This is a genomic window from bacterium (assembly GCA_024226335.1).
Classification (GTDB): Bacteria; Myxococcota_A; UBA9160; order SZUA-336; family SZUA-336; genus JAAELY01.
The window spans coordinates 1-21,547 of record JAAELY010000093.1 but is presented as its reverse complement, the minus strand read 5'-3'; the positions used below and the strand labels follow the sequence as shown (position 1 = coordinate 21,547).

Below are 21,547 nucleotides of genomic sequence, written 5' to 3'. Positions count from 1 at the left end.
CTCCTCGGGCAGCCGCGACACGCCGCTACGAGGGGTTTTCCGCGCTGGGTGCGCTCCCCTGGCCGACGATCGACGTGAGCGTGCGGGTGTTCAGATCGATCTCCACGCTGGGCTCGAGCACTCGGCGTCCGGAAATCAGCGGCTCGGTCTCGGAAAGCTCACCACGTTCAAAGCACAGCACACGCGCATTGCCCTGCGCATCGGCCAGAAGGATGCGGCCCGTGCCACCGGAGTACGAACCGCGACGGCGCAGGTGATCGATTCCGGCAGTGAGGTCACGCGCGCGAAACAGGAACTCCTGCGTCAGGAAGCGCAGGGAAGGCTGAGTCGAATCGCGATCGGCGCTGCAGATCGCACCCAGTCCTTCGGAGTTGACCCCGGCAATACAGCCCGACCAGGGTGCGCAGGTGAGTTCGATACTCGGAAAGCCACCGGCATCGGGACGACTGATTCGCAGGCTCAGAGCTTCGCGTAACTCGGGCGGCAGATCGAACACACCCTGGAGCGTAGCGCCGTCGCAATACCCGACTCCTTGAACCCGTTGCCAGGCCTCCGCGACCTGTAGCGAACCCGGACTCACCCCGGCGCCGCGCGCGATCCCTTCGAGTCGCTCGTGCAAGCCGGGAAGCTGGTCCGCAACCGCCCGGGCACTCGTCTGACGAGCGACGCGCTGTGCGTGCAGCCAGCCCATCCACGAGTGGCGACCGCGCAATCGTCCGGTCAAGGCTCGAATACGCCCCTTCTGAGCCCGGCCCTGCGCCTGCCCCTGGTCCGTCGGCGCCCCGCGGGCTTCGATCACGAGCGCTCCGGTGGCGGTTGTATCTGCAGTACTTCGTTCAGCGAGCCCGTGCGATAGCCATCCACATCGAGCGTGACGTACTGAAAACCCTGATCGTGAAGTACTCGAGAGATGCTCTTGAGCATTTCCGGTTGTAGTGCTTTGGCAAGTTCGTCGTGCGCGATCTCGACGCGCGCGAGGTTTCCGTGGTGACGCAGGCGAACCTGTTGAAAACCGAGTTCTCGCAGTGCGTCCTCGCCGAGGTCGATTTGCGAGAGCTTTGCCGGTGTCACTTCCATCCCGTACGGGATGCGCGAAGACAGACACGCCGACGCGGGCAGGTCGGCGCTCGGAAGTTTGGCGAGGCGGGAAAGCTCGCGAATGTCCTGTTTCGAGAGCTGCGCATCGAGCAGGGGCGAGAGCACTCGATGCTCTTCCGCTGCGCGATGCCCCGGTCGGAAATCGCCGGTATCATCGGAATTGATGCCATAGGCCACGATTTCAAAACCGCGTTCCACACGAATCCTCTCGAGCACGTCGAAGAGTTCACTCTTGCAGTAGTAGCAGCGATTGGAGGCGTTTTCCGCGTAGTCGGGATTGTCCATCTCGCGGGTGTCTACGAACTCGTGCGAGAACCCCCCGACCTCGGCCACGCGCAATGCCATTTCGCGATGGCTGCGCGGGTAGGAAGCCGATTCTGCGGTCACGGCCAGGGAGCGATTCCCCAGGACGTGATGCGCCGCCCAGGCCAGATACGCCGAATCCACACCTCCGGAATACGCCACGAGCACGGATTTGTAGTTTTCCAGCCGCGCGAAAAGCGCTTCCTGTCGGGAATGGGCGTCCATGGCCCCAGGGTAAAGAGGACCCTACCGGAGTGTCAATGCGACCAGCCCACGCCCACGCTATTCTCGAATCGTGTCGAAACTCACCGTGGGAATCCTGTACGGCGGCCGAAGCACGGAGCACGAAGTCTCTGTCGCTTCTGCGACGACTGTCTTCAAAGCACTCGATCCCGGGCGCTACACACCCGTCTTGATCGGCGTGGACCACGATGGCCAGTGGCATATCGCCGGACCCGAACTCGAGCTACTGCCCGAGGCGGTCTTTGGCAGTCGCGAAGCGCAGAGTGGGTTCGCCACTCTGCGTGAGGGTCTCGAAATGCTGCGCCGCGAGGATGCACAACCCGTATTGGGTGCACCGCTCGATGTGATCTTTCCAATCATCCACGGACGCGGTGGCGAAGACGGCAGTCTGCAAGGGCTCCTGGAACTCGCGGGGATTCCTTATGTAGGTGCGGGTATCGCCTCGACTGCCTTGTGCATGGACAAGGTGCTCTCCAAGGCGGTGTTGCGCGATGCGGGCGTGCCCGTGCTTCCGTGTCGCGAAGCGTCGCGCGCACGCCTGCTGGTCAGTGCCGACTCGTTCATCGAAGAAGTCGAAGAGGCTTTCCCGTACCCGGTGTTTGTCAAACCCGCCAACACGGGGTCGTCGGTCGGAGTGACGCGCGCGCATTCGCGCAGTCAGTTGCACGAAGGACTCAAAGAAGCATCCCGCTTCGATCTGGACGTCCTGGTTGAACCGGGCGTCGACGTACGCGAAGTGGAATGCGCGGTGCTAGGCGGCCACGATCCGCGCGCATCGGTTCTCGGAGAGGTCGCCTTTTCGGGCGAGTTCTACGATTACGAGGCGAAGTACGTCAGCGACGATACCCGCTTGATGATCCCCGCCGATCTGCCCGAGCCCCTGGCTGAGCAGATGCGCGAGACCGCGCTGAAGGCCTATCGCGCACTCAAGTGCTGGGGCATGGCGCGCGTGGACTTCTTTGTCGAGCGAAACGGCGGAAACTTCTGGCTGAACGAATTGAACACCCTGCCCGGATTCACCGACGGCAGCATGTACGCACGGCTCTGGGATGCCAGCGGAATCGCGGTGCCCGAACTCGTCGATCACCTGCTCGAGCTCGCCCTGGAACGAGGCCGCGAACAGCAGTCCCTCGAGATTCGCTTCCGCTCCTAGAGGGTTGCTCAGCAGTCCTGAGGGAGACGCGCGAGTCGACTACTCCGTGAAGAACTCGATCAGCTCCTCTTCCTGGGCCTTTGCGTCGGCCCGGCCCAGCTCGATCAAATCGTCCGCGTAGGCAGCGTCGAAGAGCAGATAGCTCATCAGGTCGGCCTCGTCTTCGGGAGCCCCCCGCGTCATCAGGCGAAAAGCAAGCCCGCCGAGCCAGGAACGCGCGGGTTTGGCGCGCAAACGCGCCACGTGCTTTGCGGCGATCATGCCGATGTTCTGACTCGGCTTGATGAGACAGTCCTGGATCACCTTGAAACCCGCGGGGTGTTCGCCCCCGATTCGCGCGTTGACCGCGTCCAGAAACGAGGGACCGTGCTCCTCGACACCTGCACTCAGCACCTGATTGAGCAAGCGCATTTCCTGAAGATCGAACTCGAGTCGATCGATCAGCAGCGCGTTCAGGATCTTGCCGAACAGATATCCCGCTGAGCGGAACTGCTCCAGGCGTTCCTCGGAGAGGCGATCGCCCAGCGGCGGCGGACGGTCGTAACGCAGGCCGATCGAAAGTACGCGATTCGCACCCATGCGCAGTGCGGGCGAAAGGGGTGATTGTTGCCGAAGGCTACCATCGCAATAGTACGTGTCTTTGATGCGCACAGCGGGAAATAGAAACGGAATCGCGGCCGACGCAAGCGTGTGTGTGGGTCCCACCCGTTCGGGCCGGGCGACGATCAACTCGTCATTGGTCCACTGCGGAATCTCGTGATCGCGATTGTCGATGAAGACGACCGTCCGGCCAGTCGCGACCTCAGTGGTGCTCACGCAGAGGGCTTCAACCCTTCGACTGCGCAAGTTGCGACGCAAGCGACGCCAGGGGATATCGTCCACGACCAGCCGTTCCAGCGGTGTGGTGTCGAGCAGACCGTGGATCCGCTCTGCACCGGTCTCCGGCAGACTCGCGGTTCCCGCGACGAAACCATAGAGCGTGCGCGAAAACCCCAGCGCATCGGAGAGCCCGAAGCTGTATACAGAGCCAAAGCTCATGTCACGCCACACCTGGACGAGGCGTCGCACGCCTTCGCTCGGATTATCGGCATACGCGGCCAGGTGCGCGACGTGCACCGCGCCCACAGAAGTTCCGGCGTACACATCGATGTTGGGTACGAAGCCGAGCTTGTGCGGCAGATCCTCCATCACGAACTGGAGCACACCGGCTTCGTATGCTCCGCGTGCACCGCCGCCCGAAAGGACGATCGCGCGTTTCACTCCCTCTGGAGGATTCTCCAGCGGTATCGATTCGGGTTGAGGACGAGTCTGCGACAAAGCGGGCGCAAGGATGCCCTTCGGAAACGGGGAGCGCACGGCAGACGCAGAAAAGCCCGGGCCAGATCCTCGCAACCAAGCGAGGGGAGGGGTATCTAGCCCGGGCACTCCCAGCGCCGGAGACAGCAGCCCCCGACGCACCCGGCAGTAGAGCAACGGCTGTGCCAGCCCCGCGCCTCTATGCGGCAGCGAGACCCGGATGTAGGCGCGCTGCTGAACGGATTGGGAAATGGACGCGTCGCGGGGATATACCCATGGGCAGGCAGCGCATCGGCAGCTTTTCGGCAGAGTGACGCTTTTTGCGGCGCTCGGAGACGTTCTGCGTCCCCGCCCCGTCGGCGGTTACAATGGGGCTGCCGCGCAGTTGCGCGTCAAAGGAGGTTCGCTTTGCACAGTTGGTTCATCCTCTCGGCCGTCGGCCGCGATCGGCCGGGCATCGTTGCCGAGCTGGCCCAGCTGGTATTCGACTGCGACGCCAACCTGGAGGATTCGCGCATGGCGCTGCTCGGCAACGAGTTCGCTGCCATCCTCCTGTGTGCGGGCAGTGCCGAAGACCTGGGCGAGCGGCTGGCTGCGGGAGCGAAACGTCTGGAGTGGGAAAACCGCCTGACCGTATTCCTGCGCCCTCTGGAAGGCGAACCGCGGCCCGCGGTACCCGCGCCGGGAACCCATCTGGTCGAAATCGAGGCTCAGGGTGAGGACCGTGCCGGAATCGTCGCGGGAATCTGCCGCTGTCTGGCCGACCAGCGCGTCAACATCGCCGATCTTCGTTCGGCATCCATACCTTCACCGTCGGGCTCGTCTCTGTACCGCATGACCGTGCTCGCGGAGGTTCCCGATCATCTGGAAGCGGCGGAACTGACCAAGCTGCTCGATCAGATCGGCGCCGACCTCGGTGTCGACGTCTCACTGAACCCGGCCTGAGCGCGTTCTTGGCAGCCCTCGAAAAGCAAGAAAAAGGGAGCGCTTCGGCACGCGTCGCCGTGGTGGGCGCAGGGCTGGCGGGCCTGGCCGCTGCTCACCGGCTCGGGGACGCGGGCATCGCGGTGAGCTTGTTCGAAGCGAGCGGGCGAGTCGGCGGTCGCCTGGTATCGGAAAACCTTGGCGGTGTGGAATTCGAGCCGGCGCTCCACACTCTGCCCGAAAGCGCACCTCATCTGGCCGGGCTGATTGCGGAGCTGGGACTTGGCGACTCTGTACGCCGGGTGCCCCTCGACGAGGTCAGCGTGCTCGGATCGGGCTCGACACGGCGCATGAGTACGCGGACCTGCGAGGTCCTGCGCCGCCATCCGCTGCGCGCTCCGCGTTTGCAGCGCTTGTCCAATATCGCGACCTGGCTGGGCGGCAGGATTGATCCAGCTCGGCCCGATCTCGAGACCCGTCTGGACGACCGCAGCATCTCCGACTTCTGTCAGGTCTACCTGGGTCGGCGCGTGCGCGACAAGCTGTTCGCGCCGCTGTTCGAGACCTGTTTTGGACTCGATGCCGCGGACACTTCACGCCAGTTGTTGTTCGCGCTGCTTTCTCCGGACGGCTCGCCGCGCTTGTCACTCGCGTTCGGGCTGAGCGCATTGCCTCTGGCCCTGGCGGAAAGGCTCGGCGAGGTACAGCTCGATTCCCGGGTCGGTACGGTATCGGCAGACGGACGCAGGCTGCGGCTCACGCGCGGCGAAGACTTTGAGTTCGATGCCACGGTACTGGCCGTGCCCGGGTTCGAAGTCGCCAAGCTGGTGACTGAACTACCGCCGGCTCAGGCCGATGTGTTCAAGCGCTCGCGTTACCAGAATGCCCTGCACCTGGCGGTCATGGCCGACGGACGTTTGGGACCTCCCGGTGGGATTACCTGGATACCGCAGCGCGAGGGTGGCGAACTCGCGGGTATGATCAACGTGACGCCCCCGGGCACGAACGACGCCAGCCTTCTGCTGTTGATCGCGCGGCATACTCTACCGGCACGACACGGGCATCGGCCCGACGACGAGCTTTCGAGCTTTCTACTCGAGTCGGCGGAGCGTGTGTACCCGGGAATTCGCCGCTCGCTGCGCAGCAAGCGACTTATTCGACTCGAACAACTCGTGCCGCATTTCGGCATCGGTCGGCAGCGCGAAATCTCCCGCTTGTACGCCGACCCGGGAAGCGATCGGCGTCTATTCTTCTGTGGCGACTACCTGGTGGCGCCCCATCTCGAAGGTGCGCTGGCCTCGGCCCAGCGCGCCGCAGACGATGCGATCCGCGCTCTCGAACAAAGCCCGTAGAAAGAAACCCGGGCTAGCGTTCCAGCACCACGATCGTCACACCGTTTCCGCCTTCGCGCGGTCCACCGGGTCCGAATTCCACGGCCTCAGGCACATTGCGCAGCCAGGAACGGATCGCGTCGCGCAAGGCCCCGGTCCCGTGGCCGTGAATCAGGCGCAGTCGGTTTTCGCTGTGACCGAGTCCGCGCGCCAGATGTGCCTCCGCGCGTTCGAGCGCTTCGTCCACGCGCAGTCCGCGCAGATCGCACTCCAACGTACTGCCGCTGAGCGGCTCTTCCGGTGCTCGTTCGACTCTTGTGACGGAATGGCTCTCGGACTTCTTTCCCGTCCTGGCGCGAACCGGCCCCAGCACCTTCGCCACGCGTTCCAGAGCGATGTTCATGCGCGCGCCGCCCACGCGCACCGCAAGCCGGTTCCTCTTGTCGGGCGCTTCGAGCACCACGGCTTCTCCGGGCAATCCCACGAGCTCCACCCGCACGCCGATGCTCAAGAGTTCCGGTGTGGGCTCTTTGCCCGCGGACTGCGGCTCGGCGTGCACCTTTTCGACCTGCGCGGTGCGTTCGCGAATATCGGCGAGTGACATCTGCGCGAGGGTCGCCGCCTGGCCGGCCGCGCGACGCGTCGCGGGTTCGCTCGGCCGTTCTCGTTGCAGATCCCGCACGACGTCCGCGATCTCACTCTGGGCGTTCTTGTAAGCGGCTTCGAGATCGGTCTTCATCGCCGCCAGGGCCTGCTCCCGCGCGTCGCGCAGAGAGGTCAGCCGCGCTTCGTAGGTTTCGCGCACGGCTTCACTTTGTTCGCGGACCTCCTGCGCCATGTGGCGCTCGGCTTCCAGTTCCTGGCGTAGCTCGGACAGGCCCCGGGTCAGCGCTTCGAGCTTGCTGTCTTCGCGATCCAGCAGGTCCCGAGCCTTCTCGACGACTGCATCGTCGAGCCCCATGCGCTGCGCAACCCACATGGCACCGCTGGATCCCGGAGCACCCAGATGGATGCGATAGGTCGGCAGTAGAGTCTCCGGGTTGAACTCGGCGCTCGCGTTGACGAAGCGCGGGTCACTTCCGGCCAGCTCCTTCAGGCGATTGAAGTGCGTGGTTGCAACGACATACGCGCCGCGATCAACCAGTGATTCCAGAATCGCCTGGGCGAGCGCCGCACCTTCGCCGGGCTCGGTACCGTCACCGACTTCATCCACGATCACGAGCGAGCCGGAACCGGCATCCGAAACGATCCGCGCCAGATTCGACATACGCGCCGAGAACGTCGACAGCCCTGCCCGCAGATCCTGCTCATCCCCTATATCGGCGTAGACCGCGTCGAGAATCGGTAGCGAACTCTGCTCGGAGCACGGCACGTGCATCCCCGCACGCAGCGACAAGACGGCGAGACCCAGAGCTTTGGCCGAGACGGTCTTGCCACCCGCATTGGGTCCGGAGATCACCAGCCCGCGGGCGTCTTCGGGAAAGCCCATGTCATTGGGCACGACATCTTCAGGAGCCAGACCGGCTTCGAGTTCCAGCAAGGGGTGGCGCAGCTGACGCAGATCGATGTTTTCGTCTTCACCGACCCGGGGAGCCCGCGCGTCGAGGCGCAGCGAGAGCCGCCCGCGCGACATGGCCACATCGAGCACTTCGATCGTCGAGCCTGCGGCGGTGATTTCTTCGTGGCGCGCACGTACCTTGTCACCTAGTTCGCGCAGCAGTCGTTCGATCTCGCGCTCGCGGCCCGTCTGGGCGAGTCGAAGACGATTACCGGCTTCAACCACGGCCTCGGGCTCAATGAAAACGGTGGTACCGCTCGATGAGACATCGTGCACGATTCCCCGGATACGCCGACGAGCTTCCGCTTTCACGGGCAGAACCGGACGGTTCTCGCGCAGCGTGGCGTAGGAGTCCTGAAGATGTGTGAGCACGTTTGGATCTCGCAGGAAGCCGGCCATGCGCTGATCGATCTCGCGTTCCAGTTCGCGGATCTTTCGACTGAGCTTTTTCAGCTCCGGGCTCGCACCTTCGGCGATCTCGCCCTCGGGAGTGATGACGGAGTTGATCCGGCTGACCAGTTCGCGCGTGTCGGGCAGGGTGTCTGCGAAGGCCGAGAGACCGGGTACGCGCTCGCGACGCGAGGCGAGGAAAGTGCGAATGCGCTCCGCGGCTTCGAGGGTATTGCGCAGACGTGCGAAATCCGCAGTTGCGGGAGAGCCTCCACGTCGGATCAATTCGAGAACCGTTCGAATATCTTCGATACCGCCGAAGGGCAAGTCCTCTTCGCTGTCGAGCAGCGCGCGCGCCTCGTCGGTTTCCTTCAAGCGCTCGCGGGCACCCGCGGCCGTGGCTTCGAAGAGTTCACCGCGACACGCCTCGGCGCCCCGGTGCGTGGCCGCACATGCGGCGAGGCACTCTGCGAGCCGCGGCCATTCGAGCCGGGCGAGCGTGGCTGGATCGCAGCGGAAACTCATGGGAGCCCATTGTAGATGTCGCGCACGCGAGCGCCCGAAAACGCCAACGAAACCAGTCCCACCGAACGTGCGAATCAGCGCACGACCGACCTCGACCAGCTTTCGACCGGCGAACTCGTCGCCTCGATACTGCTGGAGGACGCCGGTGTCGCTTCTGTCGTGCAGGCCGCCAGCCCCGAGATCGAGCGCGCGTGTGAACTTCTTTGCGACACACTGAGAGCCGGCGGGCGCTGGTTCAACCTGGGTGCGGGCACCAGCGGGCGCATCGGCGCGCTGGACGCGGCCGAGATTCCTCCGACCTTCGGACTGGAAGCGGAAAAGGTCCAGGCGATGATGGCCGGGGGCGAGCGGGCGCTACTCCAGGCGGTCGAGGGAGCGGAGGACGACGCCCGCCAGGCCGCTGAGGACCTGGCCGCGAGAGGCTTTTCCCGGGCCGACGCTCTGGTGGCGATTTCCGCCAGTGGTACGACGCCCTACACGGTCGGTGCGCTGGAACACGCGCGCAAACTCGGGGCGACGAGTTTGGCGATCACCTGTGCGCCCGGATCACCGCTGGCAGAGGCAGCTCAAGTGGCCATCGTCGCCGCCGTCGGACCGGAAGTCATCGCGGGATCGACGCGCATGAAAGGCGGCCTGGCCCAGAAGATGATCCTGCACACGCTCTCGACCGCGGTGATGGTTCGTCTTGGACACGTGCGGGGAAACCTGATGACGGGGATTCGCGCGGTCAACGCGAAACTGCGCGAACGAGCGCTGGGGATTCTGGTACAGGTCACCGGCTGTACTCGACTGGAGGCTGAGCAGGCACTCGATTCACAACAGGGCTCGCTCGAAAAGGCGCTCGCCGAGTTCGAATCCTCTCGTCGACCGCGCTGAATCCAGTTCGCGCAGAGCCAGCCCGCGGCCTCGTTCGGATAGACTGACGGCTCGTCGTAGCGAACAAGGAGTCGAGATGTCGGGCAGGTTCGAAAGCAAGATCGGATTCGTCACCGGGGGTGGTACGGGCATCGGCCTGGCGTGTGCGCGACCGATCGTCGCCGGGGGTGGCAAGGTCGTAATCGGCGGGCGCCGAGAAGAGGTGCTGCGGGATTCGGCCAAGAAACTCGGACCGCTGGCGGATTGGGTCGTATGTGACGTCACCAGTGATGACTCGGTCGAGGCAGCCGTGGCTCAGATCGTTTCGCGCCATGGCGGTCTGCACCTGGCCGTCAACTCAGCGGGGACGGGCAGCATCGGCACCGTACTCAACTCGACGAGTGAAGAATTCATGCGCGTGCTCGACACCAATCTGGTCGGGGTGTATCGCGGCATGCGCGCCGAGGCGCGCATCATGAAGGCCGGGGGTGGTGGCAGCATCGTGAACATCAGCAGCATCGCCGGTACGCACACCCACCGCTGGATGGGTGCCTATTGCGCGTCGAAAGCCGGACTGAACATGCTCACACGCAACGCCGCCGACGACCTCGGGGAACACGGCATCCGCGTGAACGCTGTGGGGCCGGGTCTGACGCGGACCGACCTGGCCGTGGGACTCACGGGGAATCCCGAGGCGGTGGCCGAGTACGAACGTCGTATGCCGATCTCGCGCGTCGGCGAACCCGAGGACGTCGGGAACCTGGTCGCGTTCCTGCTCTCGGACGAATCGAGCTGGATCACCGGACAATGCATCGGCGTCGACGGCGGACACAACGTGCGACAGGGTCCGGACCTGGAGCCGCTTTTCAAACAGATCCTGCCGGAAGAAGCCTGACGCGAAGCGGTTTCCCTAGCTGGAACAGGACGCTAGAAGCCGTCGATGTAGGGAATGCGCTCTGCGGTTGCGCGGATCTCGTCGCTTGCGCTCAAGAGATTGCGCATGGCATCCCAGCTGCCTTCGAGCAGTTGTTGACGCGGGCCGTCCGGAATCGAAACGGCCGCGGAACCTCCGCGCCAGGTGACAGTCTTGCTCTCCAGATCGATGGCGATTTCCTGATCGGGATCGAGCTCGATCGAGTCCATGAGCTTGCCGACATCGTCGGCCGACGCCGTGACTGCGATGATGCCCATGGCGATGCAATTGCCAAAGAAGATCTCGGCAAACGACTCTCCCACCAGCGCACCAATACCCCAGCGTTGCAACGCCTGGGGCGCGTGTTCACGCGAACTCCCGCAGCCGAAATTCCGGTTTACGACCAAAATCGACGCTGCGGCAAAACGCTCTTCATTGAATGGATGGCCCTTGGGTGTACCGTCGGCGGTAAAGCGCAAGTCTTCGAAGACATGATCTTCCAGACCGGCAAAACGAATCGATGTCATGAAGCGCGCGGGAATGATCTGGTCGGTGTCGATATCGTGACCGCGCACGACCACACCCTTGCCTCGGCGCCCGGTGATCTTTTCCGTCTTGCTCATCCCTTGAACTCCCGCACATCGGTGACCGCACCGGTAACGGCGGCGGCTGCAACCATGGCCGGACTCATCAGAAGCGTGCGACCGGTCGGGCTTCCCTGGCGTCCGCGAAAATTCCGGTTTGAGCTGGACGCGCACATCTCACGACCGACCAGCTTGTCTGGATTCATGGCCAGGCACATCGAACAACCCGCTTCGCGCCACTCGAAACCCGCGGCCTCGAAGATTTCGTGCAGGCCTTCGGCTTCGGCCTGTTTCTTTACCAGTTCGGATCCGGGAACGACCAACGCGCGCACATGTGCTTCTACCTTGCGGCCCTGCGCGATCTTGGCAGCTTCGCGCAGGTCGGACAGGCGACCGTTCGTGCACGAACCGATGAACGCCACGTTGATGCGCGTTCCGGCGATCGGCGCACCGGGTTCGAGTTGCATGAAGCCATAGGCCTCTTCGGCCGAACCGCGTTCGTCGTCAGGCAGACTTTCGACGCGTGGCAGGGATTCGCCGATGCTGATTGCGTGTCCCGGGTTGATCCCCCAGGTGACCGTCGGCGCAATGTCCGACGCGGGAATCGCCACTTCGTCGTCGTAACTCGCATCCGCATCGCTGACGATCGTCTTCCACCATTCGATGGCGCGCGCGAACGCTTCACCCTCCGGCGCGTGAGTTCGGCCCTCGAGATAATCGAAGGTGATGCGGTCGGGGTTCACATAGCCGACGCGCGCACCGCCCTCGATCGACATATTGCACAGGGTCATGCGCTCTTCCATGGTCATGTGCTCGACCACACTACCCGCATACTCGTACGCATAACCCACGCCGCCCTTCACACCGAGCACGCGGATGATGTGCAAGATGACGTCCTTGGCGGTCACGCCACTGCCCAGTTCCCCGTCGATGACGATGCGCCGCACCTTGGGTCGCACCAACGCCAGGCACTGGCTGGCCAGAACATCGCGCACCTGGCTCGTACCGATACCGAACGCGATCGCGCCAAAAGCTCCGTGTGTAGAGGTGTGGCTGTCGCCGCAGGCGATCGTCATGCCCGGCTGGGTCAGACCCATCTCAGGCCCTACCACGTGCAGAACTCCCTGGTGGCCCGAACCGATCGCAAAAAACCGTACGGCGTGCTTTTCGGTGTTCTGTTCCAGAGTACTCAGCATCTCTTCAGCCAGCGGATCGGCCAGCGGTCGGGACAGGTCGTCGGTCGGCACGATGTGATCCACGGTCGCAAAGGTGCGACCGGGCATCAGGACCGGCAGTCCCGCGTCCTCGAGCATCTGAAAACCCTGAGGACTGGTGACCTCGTGGATCAGATGCAATCCAATCATCAACTGCGTCTGCCCACCGGGCAGCTCGCGCACCGAATGAAGGTCCCAGACCTTGTCTAGTAAGTTCTTTCCAGCCATAGCCGCCACGTTGTAGCACACAAGGCCCGGAGAGAGCGCGGACCGGGAACCCATGACGAGCCAGAGGCGCGCGGCCGCAGCTGCGGGCCTCTAACGTTCCGCGATGATCAGGAACGGACCTTCGGGTCGCGAGTTGCTCTCGACAGACGCCGCGGTCGCAAGATCGTAGTTCTGCACCCAGCGAACGTTCTCGTAACCGGCCTCGCGCAGGAGCTGGCTGGCCTGCTGGGGTGGGATGTAGCGCCGATGGGTGACCATTTCGGCTTCGGGTTCACCGTCGATACTGAATAGCTGTGTGCGCCGCTCGAGCAGTGGCGTGAGCATGTCCCGGCGATCGCGTACGACCAGCTTGTGTTCGCCAACGCTTCGCTCGATCACACGCCACTCGCCAGAGATCTCGGGCTGGATCATCGAAAGAGGACAGAAGAGGTCAAAGATGACGACGCCAGGGCTCTTGAGCGAGCGCGTCATGTGGCGAAGGAAGAGTCGTTGCTCTTCCACGTCGATCAAGGTGTTGAAGCTGTACAAGCTGACGATCACGCTGTGAAAGCCGTCGTAGAGAGGAGCGTACCGGAGATCGAAGTCGGCAATGTGTGCGCGATCGCCGTATGGGGCCAGATTGCGCCGGGCAATTTCGAGCATTGGCCTGGCCGTATCCACGCCGTGAACTTCGAATCCCGCCTGCGCCAGCTTCGCCATGACGCGTCCGGTGCCACAGCCGACTTCCAGGACGGGCCCCGGATACTTGGCCGTTACGTCCAAGTAGCACGCTATGTCCTGGCGGAAGTCAGAGACATAGAGGTTGTAGAAGTCCGCATACCGCCGCTCGATCAAATCCCGGTTCTGCATTGGCGACGCACTTTACGAATACGCGAAACGGGTGGCCAATCCACCTGTACTGGAAGCCGCACTTCCGCACCCAGCGACACCCACGCGATGCCACGGATGACGACATTGCAATCGTGCTGTAGCAGCGATGCCGCCCGGTCGGACGGGGAGGATTGAAAATGGCTTTCGTGCGGTGGATTGAAGTGCCCGAAGAATCGCTATGCTCCCCGGCGAATGAGTGCAAAGACGGACAGTGACCCGGGGTTCGACCGCGAGCAATTCGTGCTTGGCCTGGCCGAGTTTCTTTCGAACTGGGGTGCGGATAGCACGGCGGCGCTGATGGAATCCCTGCCGCTGGGTCTGGCGGAATTCGACGACCCTGCCCTGGCCGAGATGGCACGCCGCCAGCTGACCACCGGTGATTCCTGGGGCTACCACGCAGCCGATCCCGTGGGAAGACGCCTGTCCCATCTGGCGCTGCGCAACTCGATCCTGCCCGCCTCCAAACTCTTGAACGCGCGGGTTCTGGAGGTGACGCGCGGGCGATCGGTGGTTTTTCTGGGCAACCACCTGAGTTTCGTGGACGGCAATGTGCTGGATTATCTGTTCGAATCAGCCGGTTGCGGCGCGGTCAGTGAACGGCTCACCGTGATGGTCGGCCCCAAGGTCTTTGCACTGCCGATCCGGCGCCTGGCGAGCCTGTGCTTTGGAACCATCAAAATCCCACAGAGCACCGCGCGAGCGTCCGGCGAGGCCGTCATGTCCGCGCGCGAGGTGGCCAAGCTGGCCCGTCAGACTCTGGGTGTGGTGGCGGAACGCCAGAAACTCGGCGAGCACCTGCTGGTCTTCCCCGAGGGCTCGCGCAGTCGCGACGGGCAGATGCAACGCTGTCTGGCCGCAGTCGCGCGCTATATCGAACACGAGGACGCGCTGGTCATTCCCTTCGGACTCTGGGGCAGCGAGCGCCTGGTCCCGATCGAAGAGGACCACGTGTATCCCGCAGTGGTTCGCGCGCGGATGGGTGAGGCCCTGGATCCGGTCGCGCTATTTCGCGCTGCGGGAGGCAAGCGCAATGTGGTGGGCGACGCGCTCGGCTTCCTGATTGCCGATCTGCTGCCCGAGGCGTATCGCGGTGTCTACAGCGGAGTCACGGCGGAACTCGAACGTGCGCGCGACGTGGCCTCGGGTGTCCGGGGCGGATGACGCCGTGAAACGAACCCGGTTCGTCTGCTGGGTATCGCTTCTCGTTCTGTTCGCCCTTCCGTCACCGGCGGCCGAAGATCCGTTGGCGCAACGAGCCCAGGAGTTTCGCCGCGCTCTGCTCGAGCGGCACTGGTCGCGCGAGGGTCTGGTGCTGTATCGCGTGAAACTGAGCCAGATCGCGCGCGACCTCGAAGTCGGCAGCTACCCCGATCTGGCCGATACACCGACGTTCAACGGAATCCTGGCGGCCAGCGCCTGCGCGCACTCCCGGCACAGCTCCGGCGCTGCGCGCGCCGAAGCACTCGCCGATGCGGAACGTGCGCTCTCGGGACTGGAGCTTCTGGCGCGCGTGAGCGGCCGACGCGGTTTGCTGGCCCGCGCAATTCGCCGCAGCGGGCCCTCCTCTCGCCGCCCGGAGCGCTGGCATCGGGGCGCTTCGGGTTACGAGTCCTTCTGGTGGCGCGACGACGCATCGATGGACCAGTACGCGAACGGACTGGTGCTGGCCACAGCCCTGTGTCGCGACGAGTTCCCCCGGCGCACGCGTTCCCTGGTCGTCGATGCGGCCGAACATCTGCTCGCCAACGATATGCAAGTGATCGATGTCGATGGCGAGCCCACGCGCTTCGGAGATCTCTCACCCCGCTCGGGCTTCGGATTCAACGCTCAGGCGCAGCTCACCGGCTACGGACTCTTCGCGCTCGCAGCCGCACTCGACGATGATCCGCGCTGGTCCGCCCAACGCGATCGTCTGCGCGACCGCTTTCGCGTGGGCGCGCGCTCGCGCGTCACCAATCTGAGCGTCTTCGGCATCACCAACCACTCCAACGATCTGATGGCCTTCCATCTGTATCGCGCGCTGATCCCGCTCGCGCGCACAAGTGAAGATCCGGTGCTCCCCGAATTGCGTCACGGTCTGTACCGAGCCTGGTCGCGAGTGCGGGAGTACGAGAACCCCTACTTCACCGCGATCTTCTGCCAGCTCGAACCGGGCGTGTGCAGTGCCGAGCTGCTGGAATCCGTGCGCTCGCAACTCGCCTCCTTCCCGCCAGACAAGCGCAAGCAACCCGCGAGATCGGGCATCGAGTCGCTCCCGCGACGCTGGCTCCCGGGTCGCAAGTTCGAACGCCTGGCGCGCTCGCCCGTTCCGATCGGGTTGCGCCCGGCGACCTCTTTCGAATGGAAATCCAGTCCGTTTCGGCTCCATCGTGCTGTCGCACCTGACCTCGAATTCACCGGGCTGGACTTCCTGGTCGCCTACTGGCTCTACCTAGACTTGCTTGCCGAGGCTGAAGCGGTTGTGCCGTGACTCCACCGGGTTAGGATGAGTGCCCGGGGGGTTGGGGGCAGTGCAGACTCGGGCCATTGGCAGCGTCGAGGTTCGCGCGAAGATCGCTACCCGCGAATCGGGTGAGTTCTTCCTGGGTCGACAGCCGGGTGTCGACCGCATGGTCGTGCTGCGCAAGCTGCGCGCCGATCTCCTGTCCAATACGCGCCTCGTCGAGCGCTTCCGGCGCGAGGCTCGGCTGGGTGGCCGCGTCGTACATCCCAATATCGTCGGGATCTTCGACCTGTTCGGCTCTCGTGGTGACCACTACCTGGTCATGGAACACGTCGATGGACCGGACCTGCGCGAAATCCTGAGCTGGGACAGAAAGCTTCGACCCGGCATCGTGGCGCGCATCGGCCTGGAACTGGCCCGCGGTCTGTCCGAGGTGCACGACCGCGGCGTGATTCACGGCGATTTCCGGCCCGAGAACATACAGCTGAGTCGCTGGGGCGACGTGAAGATCGGCGGTTTCGGCTACGCGCGCGAAGCGGACGAAGAAGAACCCCCAGAACTGCCTGTCGAGAGCGAATACAGCGCTCCACCGCTCGGGGCGGCTGGAGCTCCCGCCGCGCGCCTCGACGTGTACTCCTTCGGAGTCGTGCTGCGCGAAATGCTGACCACCCATGGCGAGCCCCCCAGCGGACTGCGCGCCTCGCGGCTCGAACGCTCGTTGGCGCGACTGATCGAACAATGCGTCGCGGAACTCGCAGCCCAGCGTCCTTCGGCCGCCGCGATCGTGGCAAAACTGGAAGCGATCCAGACGCGACTCGGTGCACCCGAGACGCGCAACGAGATCGCGGCCTGGCTGGTGCTGGCGCGCCGCGGAACGCCCGCTCAGGTCAAACCCGCAGAGAAGGCGAAACCGCCCGCGCGCGTGGAAGTCCGCGAAACCGCCGAGGGTCCGCGAGCGAAGCGAAAGATCGGCTTGCCGCTGGCCGGTGGCGGCGTACTCGCGCTTCTACTGGGGGCGAGTCTGTTCGGCCCGGCGCCCGCTCCGAGCGACCCCGAGGCAGACCTGGACGTGACACCGCCGGTCAATGCCGGCGTAGACACCGCGACCGCCAGCGTGCGCTTCGCGGTCTACCCCTGGGCCGAGGTCTCGATCGATGCGCGCAAACCCTTCCTGACTCCACGCGCCGCGGAACTGGAACTGAGCGCCGGTCGGCATCGCGTCGTCTTCAAACACCCTACCTTCGGTGAGGTTTCGCGTGAAATCCAACTGGAAGCGGGAACGACCAGTGTCGTCCGGCACGTTTTCCAGAAGGCGAGCCGACCGTGATGCGCCGACTCTTCAGGGCCTCGGCCTGCTTGCTGATGCTATTGCCACTGCTGGCTAGTGCGGCCACTCCAAAACAAACCGACGTCCGGCAGCACGTCGTTCGCATCGGCGACACCTGGTCTGAACTCGCACAACGCTACTGGGGCAACGCGCGCCTGGCCCCTGAGCTGGCCCATTTCGCGGCACCGAAACAGGAAAAGCTGCGACAGGGTCAGACGCTGAGGATTCCAGGACTCGGTGAGCACCGCATCGCTGCGGGTGAAACCCTGCTGGGCATTTCGCGCATGTACGACGGCGGGGATCGCTTCGCCCACGCGCGAGCGCTCGCGAGCATCAACCGAATCCGCAACACCAGAGCTTTGAAGGTAGGCCAGCGCATCCGGGTCCCCGTATTCGAACCGGTAGAAGAAACTCAGCTCCCGGCGGTTTCGCTGACTCCGAAAACACGGCAAAAACCCAACCCGCCCGCGAAAACGCGCGACGAGAGCCTCTCGGACGGCCTGCGCTTCGCCATCAATGCCTACGTCGACGGGAGCTACGAAACTGCCCTCGCGCGGCTCGAAAAGCTGCGGACGCCTGTCCTGGCTACGGGTAGTGTCGAGGAACGCGTCCGGCTTCTGCGCACGCTCGTATACCTGTACGTCGCCTACGATCGCCTGAATGACGCGTGCGCAACCGACCTGGGCCTGCGCGCAATCGCACCGGGCGAGAACTGGGATGGCGACCTCGTCTCGCCCAAAGTCGTGGACGCGCTCCGTCGCTGCCACGAAGGCTGAGCGGACTCTTTCCCGAAAGGTCCTTCTGCGGCCGGCTTTCTCGAAGTCAGCTCCGCGCTTCTCAGCACGCAGCTAAGACGCCGGCGCAGCGTATTGAGAAATGCGGGCCAGAGCTTCCGCGGCCTGTGCGGTGTTGACTGCCTCGCGCTTCGCGTAGGCCAGTACCTCGTCCAGGTTTTCGGGAATGACGCGCAGCCTGGCGCGCGTCGCGTCGGCATCACCGCCCTCGAGTGCGCAGGCCAGGTGGATCAGGCCCCCCGCATTGGCCAGAAAATCCGGCACGTAGAGCACGTCGCGCGCCGCGAGTCCCGCAGCGACATCCAGGTTGGCGAGAGGATTGTTCGCACCGCCGCACACGATCTGGCAGGGAATCGCGTTGGCCAGCGCTGAATCGATGACCGCCGGTGGTCCACACGGTGCGAATACGTCGCAGGAGACCCGCGTGATCTGATCCAGTTCGACCGACTCAACTCGACCCGGGTGTGCGCGAAGGACTGCGTCAATCAGATCGGATTTCGGGTCGGCGACCGTGACGCGAGCGCCATCTTCGAGCAGCAGGAGCAAAAGGCCGCCGCCCACGCTGCCGACGCCCTGAATCGCGACATGAGCGTCGGCAGTCGTTTTTCCAAACTGCGCCAGCGCCGCGTCCAGGGCGAGCTTGACGCCCAGCGCGGTGAACGGGCCGGGATCTCCGGCACCACCCAAGCGGACCGGCAGCCCGCAGACATGGCGGGTGCGCTCGCCGATCACGGCCATCTGCTCTTCACCACTGCCCATATCCGCCGCGGTGATGTATCGGCCTTCTAGGCTTTGAACGAAATCACCAAAGGCCAGTAACTGCTCGCGGGTCCGGGTGCGCGGATCGCCCACTACGACGGCCTTTCCACCACCCAGATCCAGTCGCGCGAGTGCTGCTTTCCGAGTCATGGCCCGCGCCAGTTCCTGCACATCCCGCCGAGCCGCGGCGGAGTCGGGATATGGCTTCCAGCGGCAACCGCCGAGCGCGGGACCGCGGAGCGTCGAATCGATCGCAATGATCATCTCGACGCCTTCCGTCTGGACGATATGCAGCGACTCGCCGTCCACCTTCTGGATCAGCCCGGGTTCCTCAGAACGAGTTCGAGGCCACTGGCCCCCGGTTCCACGGGCTCGGGGTGTATCGCAACCGGGTCGGATGGCTCGCGGGTCAGAGGATCCCCGTCACTGTCGATGCGGGCGGAAAGCAGGATCGGTCCGACAAAGGGTTGGCCCGGGAGCATCACGTTCTCCGGACCGATCTCGAATCTCACGGGAAACCGCGCCACCGGAATGCGCAACGCAGCCAGGGGGGGACCCGGAGAGACCGTGCGCGCGACGACGAAAACGAGTGCGTCGGGAGGCGCTTTCTCACCTTCGCCGAGGATCAGGGTCCCCGAGATCGTGGCTCCGGCGGCCGAGGGCAGCGCGGCGGCGCGAGGCGCCGGCTGAAACGGCGAGCGAGCCTGGCGCTGTTCGAGTCCGGGCACGCGCACGGGTCGCTCAGGGCGAGCGGGCTCGTCCGCGGGATCAACCCATTTCTCCAGGCTGCGATCGCAGGCGGACGCGTACAAGATCGCGGCTGCCAGCAAGAATCGAGAAACCAGAACTCGCAAGAATTCCTCCGAAGCTGGACCTTGGCACACTTGCCTGATTTTGGCCGCTTGGGGTCGTGACGAGCGGCGATTGCGAGGGTGAAACGCCCCATTTCGACCAAAAGCGGCGGCCTCACTGGGAAATTGGGCTCTCGGAGTCCTGTGGGTCGCTTGAGGCAGCTGCACTTTTTCCTGCGGAAAGTATGGAAAATGCTGAGGTTTCGAGTATTTTTCCCTCGCAATTCCGTGGCGGTCGGGTGGCCCTTCGTTATAGTCCCGACCCCTTGAAACCTGCTTCGCGGGAGGCTCCATCCCTATGGCAATCGCAATCAAGCTAGAGGTCACCCTCACAGTCGAGGAAACCTCGCTAGAAGACGCTCTAGCAGAATACGACGAGCTGACCGTCAGCGAGCTGGTTAGTCAGGTGCTGGACAAGGCGATCGCGCTGGAAGGAATCCAGGCCGAGGTCACCCAGGGTCCGAACTCACTCGAGGACTACGACAAGGTGCGCGAGGTCAGTAGCTGATCTGATCGCACGCGGGGTCTACTGAGGGAACAGTTCCAACTGCGTCGGTTCGGGGGTCGCCGTGGCCGCATTACGCGCGGGCGGGCTGCCCGATTCGGGATCCGACGGGGAAATCGATCTCGGCGGCACGCTGGACCTCAGTGGCCAGACCGGTGACGGTGCCTCGATCACACGGGCCGTGATCGGCCGCTCGGGGCCCGGCCGATAGATCCCTCGCCGCTGAGCGTAGTTCCGGATGCGCTCGTAGAACACCCAGAAGCGGCGGCCGTGGTTGAAATGCTTCAAGTGCGCCAGCTCGTGGCACAGGGTGTCGACCAGGGACGAGTATTTGAGCAGCTCGCCGCTGCGGATACTGCGCAGACGGATCTTGATATTTCCGTCCTCATCGCAAATTCCGTAGCGCCGTTTGACTCGGCGGCTCTCCGCTTTCAGGGAGGCCAGGGGCAGCCGGAAGGCTCCCGCCAGGATCGCCCCATGTCGCCTCAAACGATCCATTACGAGCTGTTCTTCTTGTTTCTCGGCTTCCGTCAATCGAGCGGGCTCCGAGGGGGTATGAGAAAGTATACCCTGTGTCGATGGCCGAACCGCAGCTGCCCGAACGCTTTCCGATCTTTCCCCTACCGGACGTGGTTCTGTTCCCTGGGGCGTACCTTCCGCTGCAGATTTTCGAACCGCGCTACCGGGCCATGACCCGCGATGCGTTGGAAGGCGACGGAGTGATCGGCATGGTGCTGATCAAACCCGGTGAAGACATGATGGCTCGGCGCGCGCCGGTGTTTGAAGTGGGCTGTGCGGGTCAGATCGTCGAATCCCGAAAGCTCCCGGACGGGCGTTACCACCTGGTGCTTCGCGGACTGCTCAGATTTCGAATTCTCGACGAGGAACAGGCCTCTTCCGGCTACAGGTGCGTTCGCGCAAGCGCGCTACCCGAAACCCCTTTCGAAACCTTTGAAGAACCCTTGCAAGAGGAGTTCAATCAGAGATGCGAAATGCTCCAGCAGAAGATGCTGGAACTCGCGCAACTGACCGCACCTGATAACGTAGCCGACCTCCGGGATCGCATGCGCCTACTCAATCCCGTGTTGCTCACCCACGCGATCGCCTTCGGGCTCGATTGCCTTCCGCTGGAGAAACAGAGCCTGCTCGAGTGCGACGATCCGCTCCTTCGACTCGACACGCTTCTCCACCTGGTCGAATTGAGAACCGCGGCTGCTCGACTTCCCAGCGCCAGCAGCGCCCTAAACTGATTTTCGAGTATTTCGACGAATTTCGACGAAATCGGTCGCCTAGTGGAGAATCAGTAGAATCCGTCCTGTTGACGGCCAGCTTCTTCGCTCTTGCACCATCTGTGGATTCCGCTGTGCAGAACGAGCCTGTCGT

At 64.0% G+C, this 21,547-nt stretch carries 21 protein-coding genes; 11 read left to right on the top strand and 10 right to left on the bottom strand.

Features of this window, described 5'->3' with window-relative positions:
* Window positions 1-25: 25 nt before the first annotated feature.
* Together GY725_04095 and larE are read right to left on the bottom strand one after the other, a co-directional pair.
* A complete protein-coding gene (locus tag GY725_04095) occupies window positions 26-799 on the bottom strand; it encodes a hypothetical protein (protein MCP4003356.1) in 774 nt (257 codons plus the stop codon).
* Complete coding sequence (gene larE, locus GY725_04090) at window positions 796-1,626, bottom strand: ATP-dependent sacrificial sulfur transferase LarE (protein MCP4003355.1); 831 nt, start codon at window positions 1,624-1,626, stop codon at window positions 796-798. The genes GY725_04095 and larE overlap by 4 nt, the downstream gene beginning before the upstream one ends.
* Window positions 1,627-1,696: 70 nt before the next feature.
* On the opposite strand from larE, the gene GY725_04085 reads away from it, so the two are divergent.
* Window positions 1,697-2,797 carry a D-alanine--D-alanine ligase gene (locus tag GY725_04085; GenBank protein MCP4003354.1) on the top strand — a complete coding sequence of 367 codons (1,101 nt, stop codon included), beginning with the start codon at window positions 1,697-1,699 and terminating at the stop codon, window positions 2,795-2,797.
* Window positions 2,798-2,836: 39 nt separating this feature from the next.
* Here the strand turns inward: GY725_04085 and GY725_04080 are convergent, their stop codons facing one another.
* Entirely contained in the window at window positions 2,837-4,057 is a 1,221-nt protein-coding gene (locus tag GY725_04080) for a patatin (GenBank protein MCP4003353.1), read from the bottom strand.
* A gap of 444 nt (window positions 4,058-4,501) precedes the next feature.
* On the opposite strand from GY725_04080, the gene GY725_04075 reads away from it, so the two are divergent.
* Window positions 4,502-5,038: a hypothetical protein gene (locus GY725_04075; protein ID MCP4003352.1), complete on the top strand. Its 537-nt coding sequence runs from the start codon at window positions 4,502-4,504 to the stop codon at window positions 5,036-5,038.
* Window positions 5,039-5,046: 8 nt separating this feature from the next.
* A complete protein-coding gene (locus GY725_04070) occupies window positions 5,047-6,369 on the top strand; it encodes an FAD-dependent oxidoreductase (GenBank protein MCP4003351.1) in 1,323 nt (440 codons plus the stop codon).
* Between the two features lie 13 nt (window positions 6,370-6,382).
* On the opposite strand, the gene GY725_04065 is transcribed toward GY725_04070, so the two are convergent.
* On the bottom strand, window positions 6,383-8,821 hold the full coding sequence (locus tag GY725_04065) for a hypothetical protein (protein ID MCP4003350.1): 2,439 nt from the start codon (window positions 8,819-8,821) through the stop codon (window positions 6,383-6,385).
* Between the two features lie 15 nt (window positions 8,822-8,836).
* On the opposite strand from GY725_04065, the gene GY725_04060 reads away from it, so the two are divergent.
* Together GY725_04060 and GY725_04055 are read left to right on the top strand one after the other, a co-directional pair.
* Complete coding sequence (locus GY725_04060; GenBank protein ID MCP4003349.1) at window positions 8,837-9,697, top strand: N-acetylmuramic acid 6-phosphate etherase; 861 nt, start codon at window positions 8,837-8,839, stop codon at window positions 9,695-9,697.
* 76 nt (window positions 9,698-9,773) lie between these two features.
* Window positions 9,774-10,571 carry an SDR family oxidoreductase gene (locus GY725_04055; GenBank protein ID MCP4003348.1) on the top strand — a complete coding sequence of 266 codons (798 nt, stop codon included), beginning with the start codon at window positions 9,774-9,776 and terminating at the stop codon, window positions 10,569-10,571.
* A gap of 32 nt (window positions 10,572-10,603) precedes the next feature.
* Here the strand turns inward: GY725_04055 and leuD are convergent, their stop codons facing one another.
* The 3 genes from leuD to GY725_04040 form a co-directional block, all read right to left on the bottom strand.
* The gene (gene leuD, locus GY725_04050) at window positions 10,604-11,212 is read right to left on the bottom strand and encodes a 3-isopropylmalate dehydratase small subunit (protein ID MCP4003347.1); all 609 of its coding nucleotides are present in this window, start codon (window positions 11,210-11,212) and stop codon (window positions 10,604-10,606) included.
* Window positions 11,209-12,615 carry a 3-isopropylmalate dehydratase large subunit gene (gene leuC / locus GY725_04045; protein ID MCP4003346.1) on the bottom strand — a complete coding sequence of 469 codons (1,407 nt, stop codon included), beginning with the start codon at window positions 12,613-12,615 and terminating at the stop codon, window positions 11,209-11,211. The genes leuD and leuC overlap by 4 nt, the downstream gene beginning before the upstream one ends.
* Before the next feature lie 90 nt (window positions 12,616-12,705).
* Window positions 12,706-13,464 (bottom strand): class I SAM-dependent methyltransferase, encoded by a 759-nt coding sequence (locus GY725_04040; protein MCP4003345.1) that lies wholly within the window; start codon window positions 13,462-13,464, stop codon window positions 12,706-12,708.
* A 213-nt stretch (window positions 13,465-13,677) separates the two neighbouring features.
* On the opposite strand from GY725_04040, the gene GY725_04035 reads away from it, so the two are divergent.
* From GY725_04035 to GY725_04020, 4 genes are read left to right on the top strand one after another with little or no spacing between them, the layout of a single operon-like run.
* Window positions 13,678-14,646, top strand: a complete 969-nt coding sequence (locus GY725_04035) for a 1-acyl-sn-glycerol-3-phosphate acyltransferase (GenBank protein MCP4003344.1) — start codon at window positions 13,678-13,680, stop codon at window positions 14,644-14,646.
* A gap of 4 nt (window positions 14,647-14,650) precedes the next feature.
* Window positions 14,651-15,955: a hypothetical protein gene (locus GY725_04030; protein ID MCP4003343.1), complete on the top strand. Its 1,305-nt coding sequence runs from the start codon at window positions 14,651-14,653 to the stop codon at window positions 15,953-15,955.
* A 40-nt stretch (window positions 15,956-15,995) separates the two neighbouring features.
* On the top strand, window positions 15,996-17,255 hold the full coding sequence (locus GY725_04025; protein MCP4003342.1) for a serine/threonine protein kinase: 1,260 nt from the start codon (window positions 15,996-15,998) through the stop codon (window positions 17,253-17,255).
* The gene (locus tag GY725_04020; GenBank protein MCP4003341.1) at window positions 17,255-18,031 is read left to right on the top strand and encodes a LysM peptidoglycan-binding domain-containing protein; all 777 of its coding nucleotides are present in this window, start codon (window positions 17,255-17,257) and stop codon (window positions 18,029-18,031) included. The genes GY725_04025 and GY725_04020 overlap by 1 nt, the downstream gene beginning before the upstream one ends.
* Before the next feature lie 72 nt (window positions 18,032-18,103).
* On the opposite strand, the gene GY725_04015 is transcribed toward GY725_04020, so the two are convergent.
* Both GY725_04015 and GY725_04010 read right to left on the bottom strand, forming a co-directional pair.
* Window positions 18,104-19,072, bottom strand: a complete 969-nt coding sequence (locus GY725_04015) for a Glu/Leu/Phe/Val dehydrogenase (protein ID MCP4003340.1) — start codon at window positions 19,070-19,072, stop codon at window positions 18,104-18,106.
* Between the two features lie 53 nt (window positions 19,073-19,125).
* A complete protein-coding gene (locus GY725_04010) occupies window positions 19,126-19,662 on the bottom strand; it encodes a hypothetical protein (GenBank protein ID MCP4003339.1) in 537 nt (178 codons plus the stop codon).
* Window positions 19,663-19,957: 295 nt separating this feature from the next.
* Here GY725_04010 and GY725_04005 point away from each other — a divergent pair, with 295 nt between their 5' ends.
* The gene (locus GY725_04005) at window positions 19,958-20,167 is read left to right on the top strand and encodes a hypothetical protein (GenBank protein ID MCP4003338.1); all 210 of its coding nucleotides are present in this window, start codon (window positions 19,958-19,960) and stop codon (window positions 20,165-20,167) included.
* Between the two features lie 18 nt (window positions 20,168-20,185).
* On the opposite strand, the gene GY725_04000 is transcribed toward GY725_04005, so the two are convergent.
* On the bottom strand, window positions 20,186-20,698 hold the full coding sequence (locus GY725_04000) for a M48 family metallopeptidase (GenBank protein ID MCP4003337.1): 513 nt from the start codon (window positions 20,696-20,698) through the stop codon (window positions 20,186-20,188).
* Between the two features lie 44 nt (window positions 20,699-20,742).
* Between GY725_04000 and GY725_03995 the strand changes: the two genes are divergently transcribed.
* Window positions 20,743-21,414 carry an LON peptidase substrate-binding domain-containing protein gene (locus GY725_03995; protein MCP4003336.1) on the top strand — a complete coding sequence of 224 codons (672 nt, stop codon included), beginning with the start codon at window positions 20,743-20,745 and terminating at the stop codon, window positions 21,412-21,414.
* Window positions 21,415-21,547 lie beyond the last annotated feature (133 nt).

Coding starts and splice junctions, on each gene's coding strand:
- leuC (MCP4003346.1), bottom strand. CDS start 12,615: ATGGCTGGAAAGAACTTACTAGACAAGGTCTGGGACCTTCATTCGGTG.
- GY725_03995 (MCP4003336.1), top strand. CDS start 20,743: ATGGCCGAACCGCAGCTGCCCGAACGCTTTCCGATCTTTCCCCTACCG.
- GY725_04035 (MCP4003344.1), top strand. CDS start 13,678: ATGAGTGCAAAGACGGACAGTGACCCGGGGTTCGACCGCGAGCAATTC.
- GY725_04005 (MCP4003338.1), top strand. CDS start 19,958: ATGGCAATCGCAATCAAGCTAGAGGTCACCCTCACAGTCGAGGAAACC.
- GY725_04015 (MCP4003340.1), bottom strand. CDS start 19,072: ATGATCATTGCGATCGATTCGACGCTCCGCGGTCCCGCGCTCGGCGGT.
- leuD (MCP4003347.1), bottom strand. CDS start 11,212: ATGAGCAAGACGGAAAAGATCACCGGGCGCCGAGGCAAGGGTGTGGTC.
- GY725_04065 (MCP4003350.1), bottom strand. CDS start 8,821: ATGAGTTTCCGCTGCGATCCAGCCACGCTCGCCCGGCTCGAATGGCCG.
- GY725_04040 (MCP4003345.1), bottom strand. CDS start 13,464: ATGCAGAACCGGGATTTGATCGAGCGGCGGTATGCGGACTTCTACAAC.
- larE (MCP4003355.1), bottom strand. CDS start 1,626: ATGGACGCCCATTCCCGACAGGAAGCGCTTTTCGCGCGGCTGGAAAAC.
- GY725_04055 (MCP4003348.1), top strand. CDS start 9,774: ATGTCGGGCAGGTTCGAAAGCAAGATCGGATTCGTCACCGGGGGTGGT.
- GY725_04020 (MCP4003341.1), top strand. CDS start 17,255: ATGCGCCGACTCTTCAGGGCCTCGGCCTGCTTGCTGATGCTATTGCCA.
- GY725_04060 (MCP4003349.1), top strand. CDS start 8,837: ATGTCGCGCACGCGAGCGCCCGAAAACGCCAACGAAACCAGTCCCACC.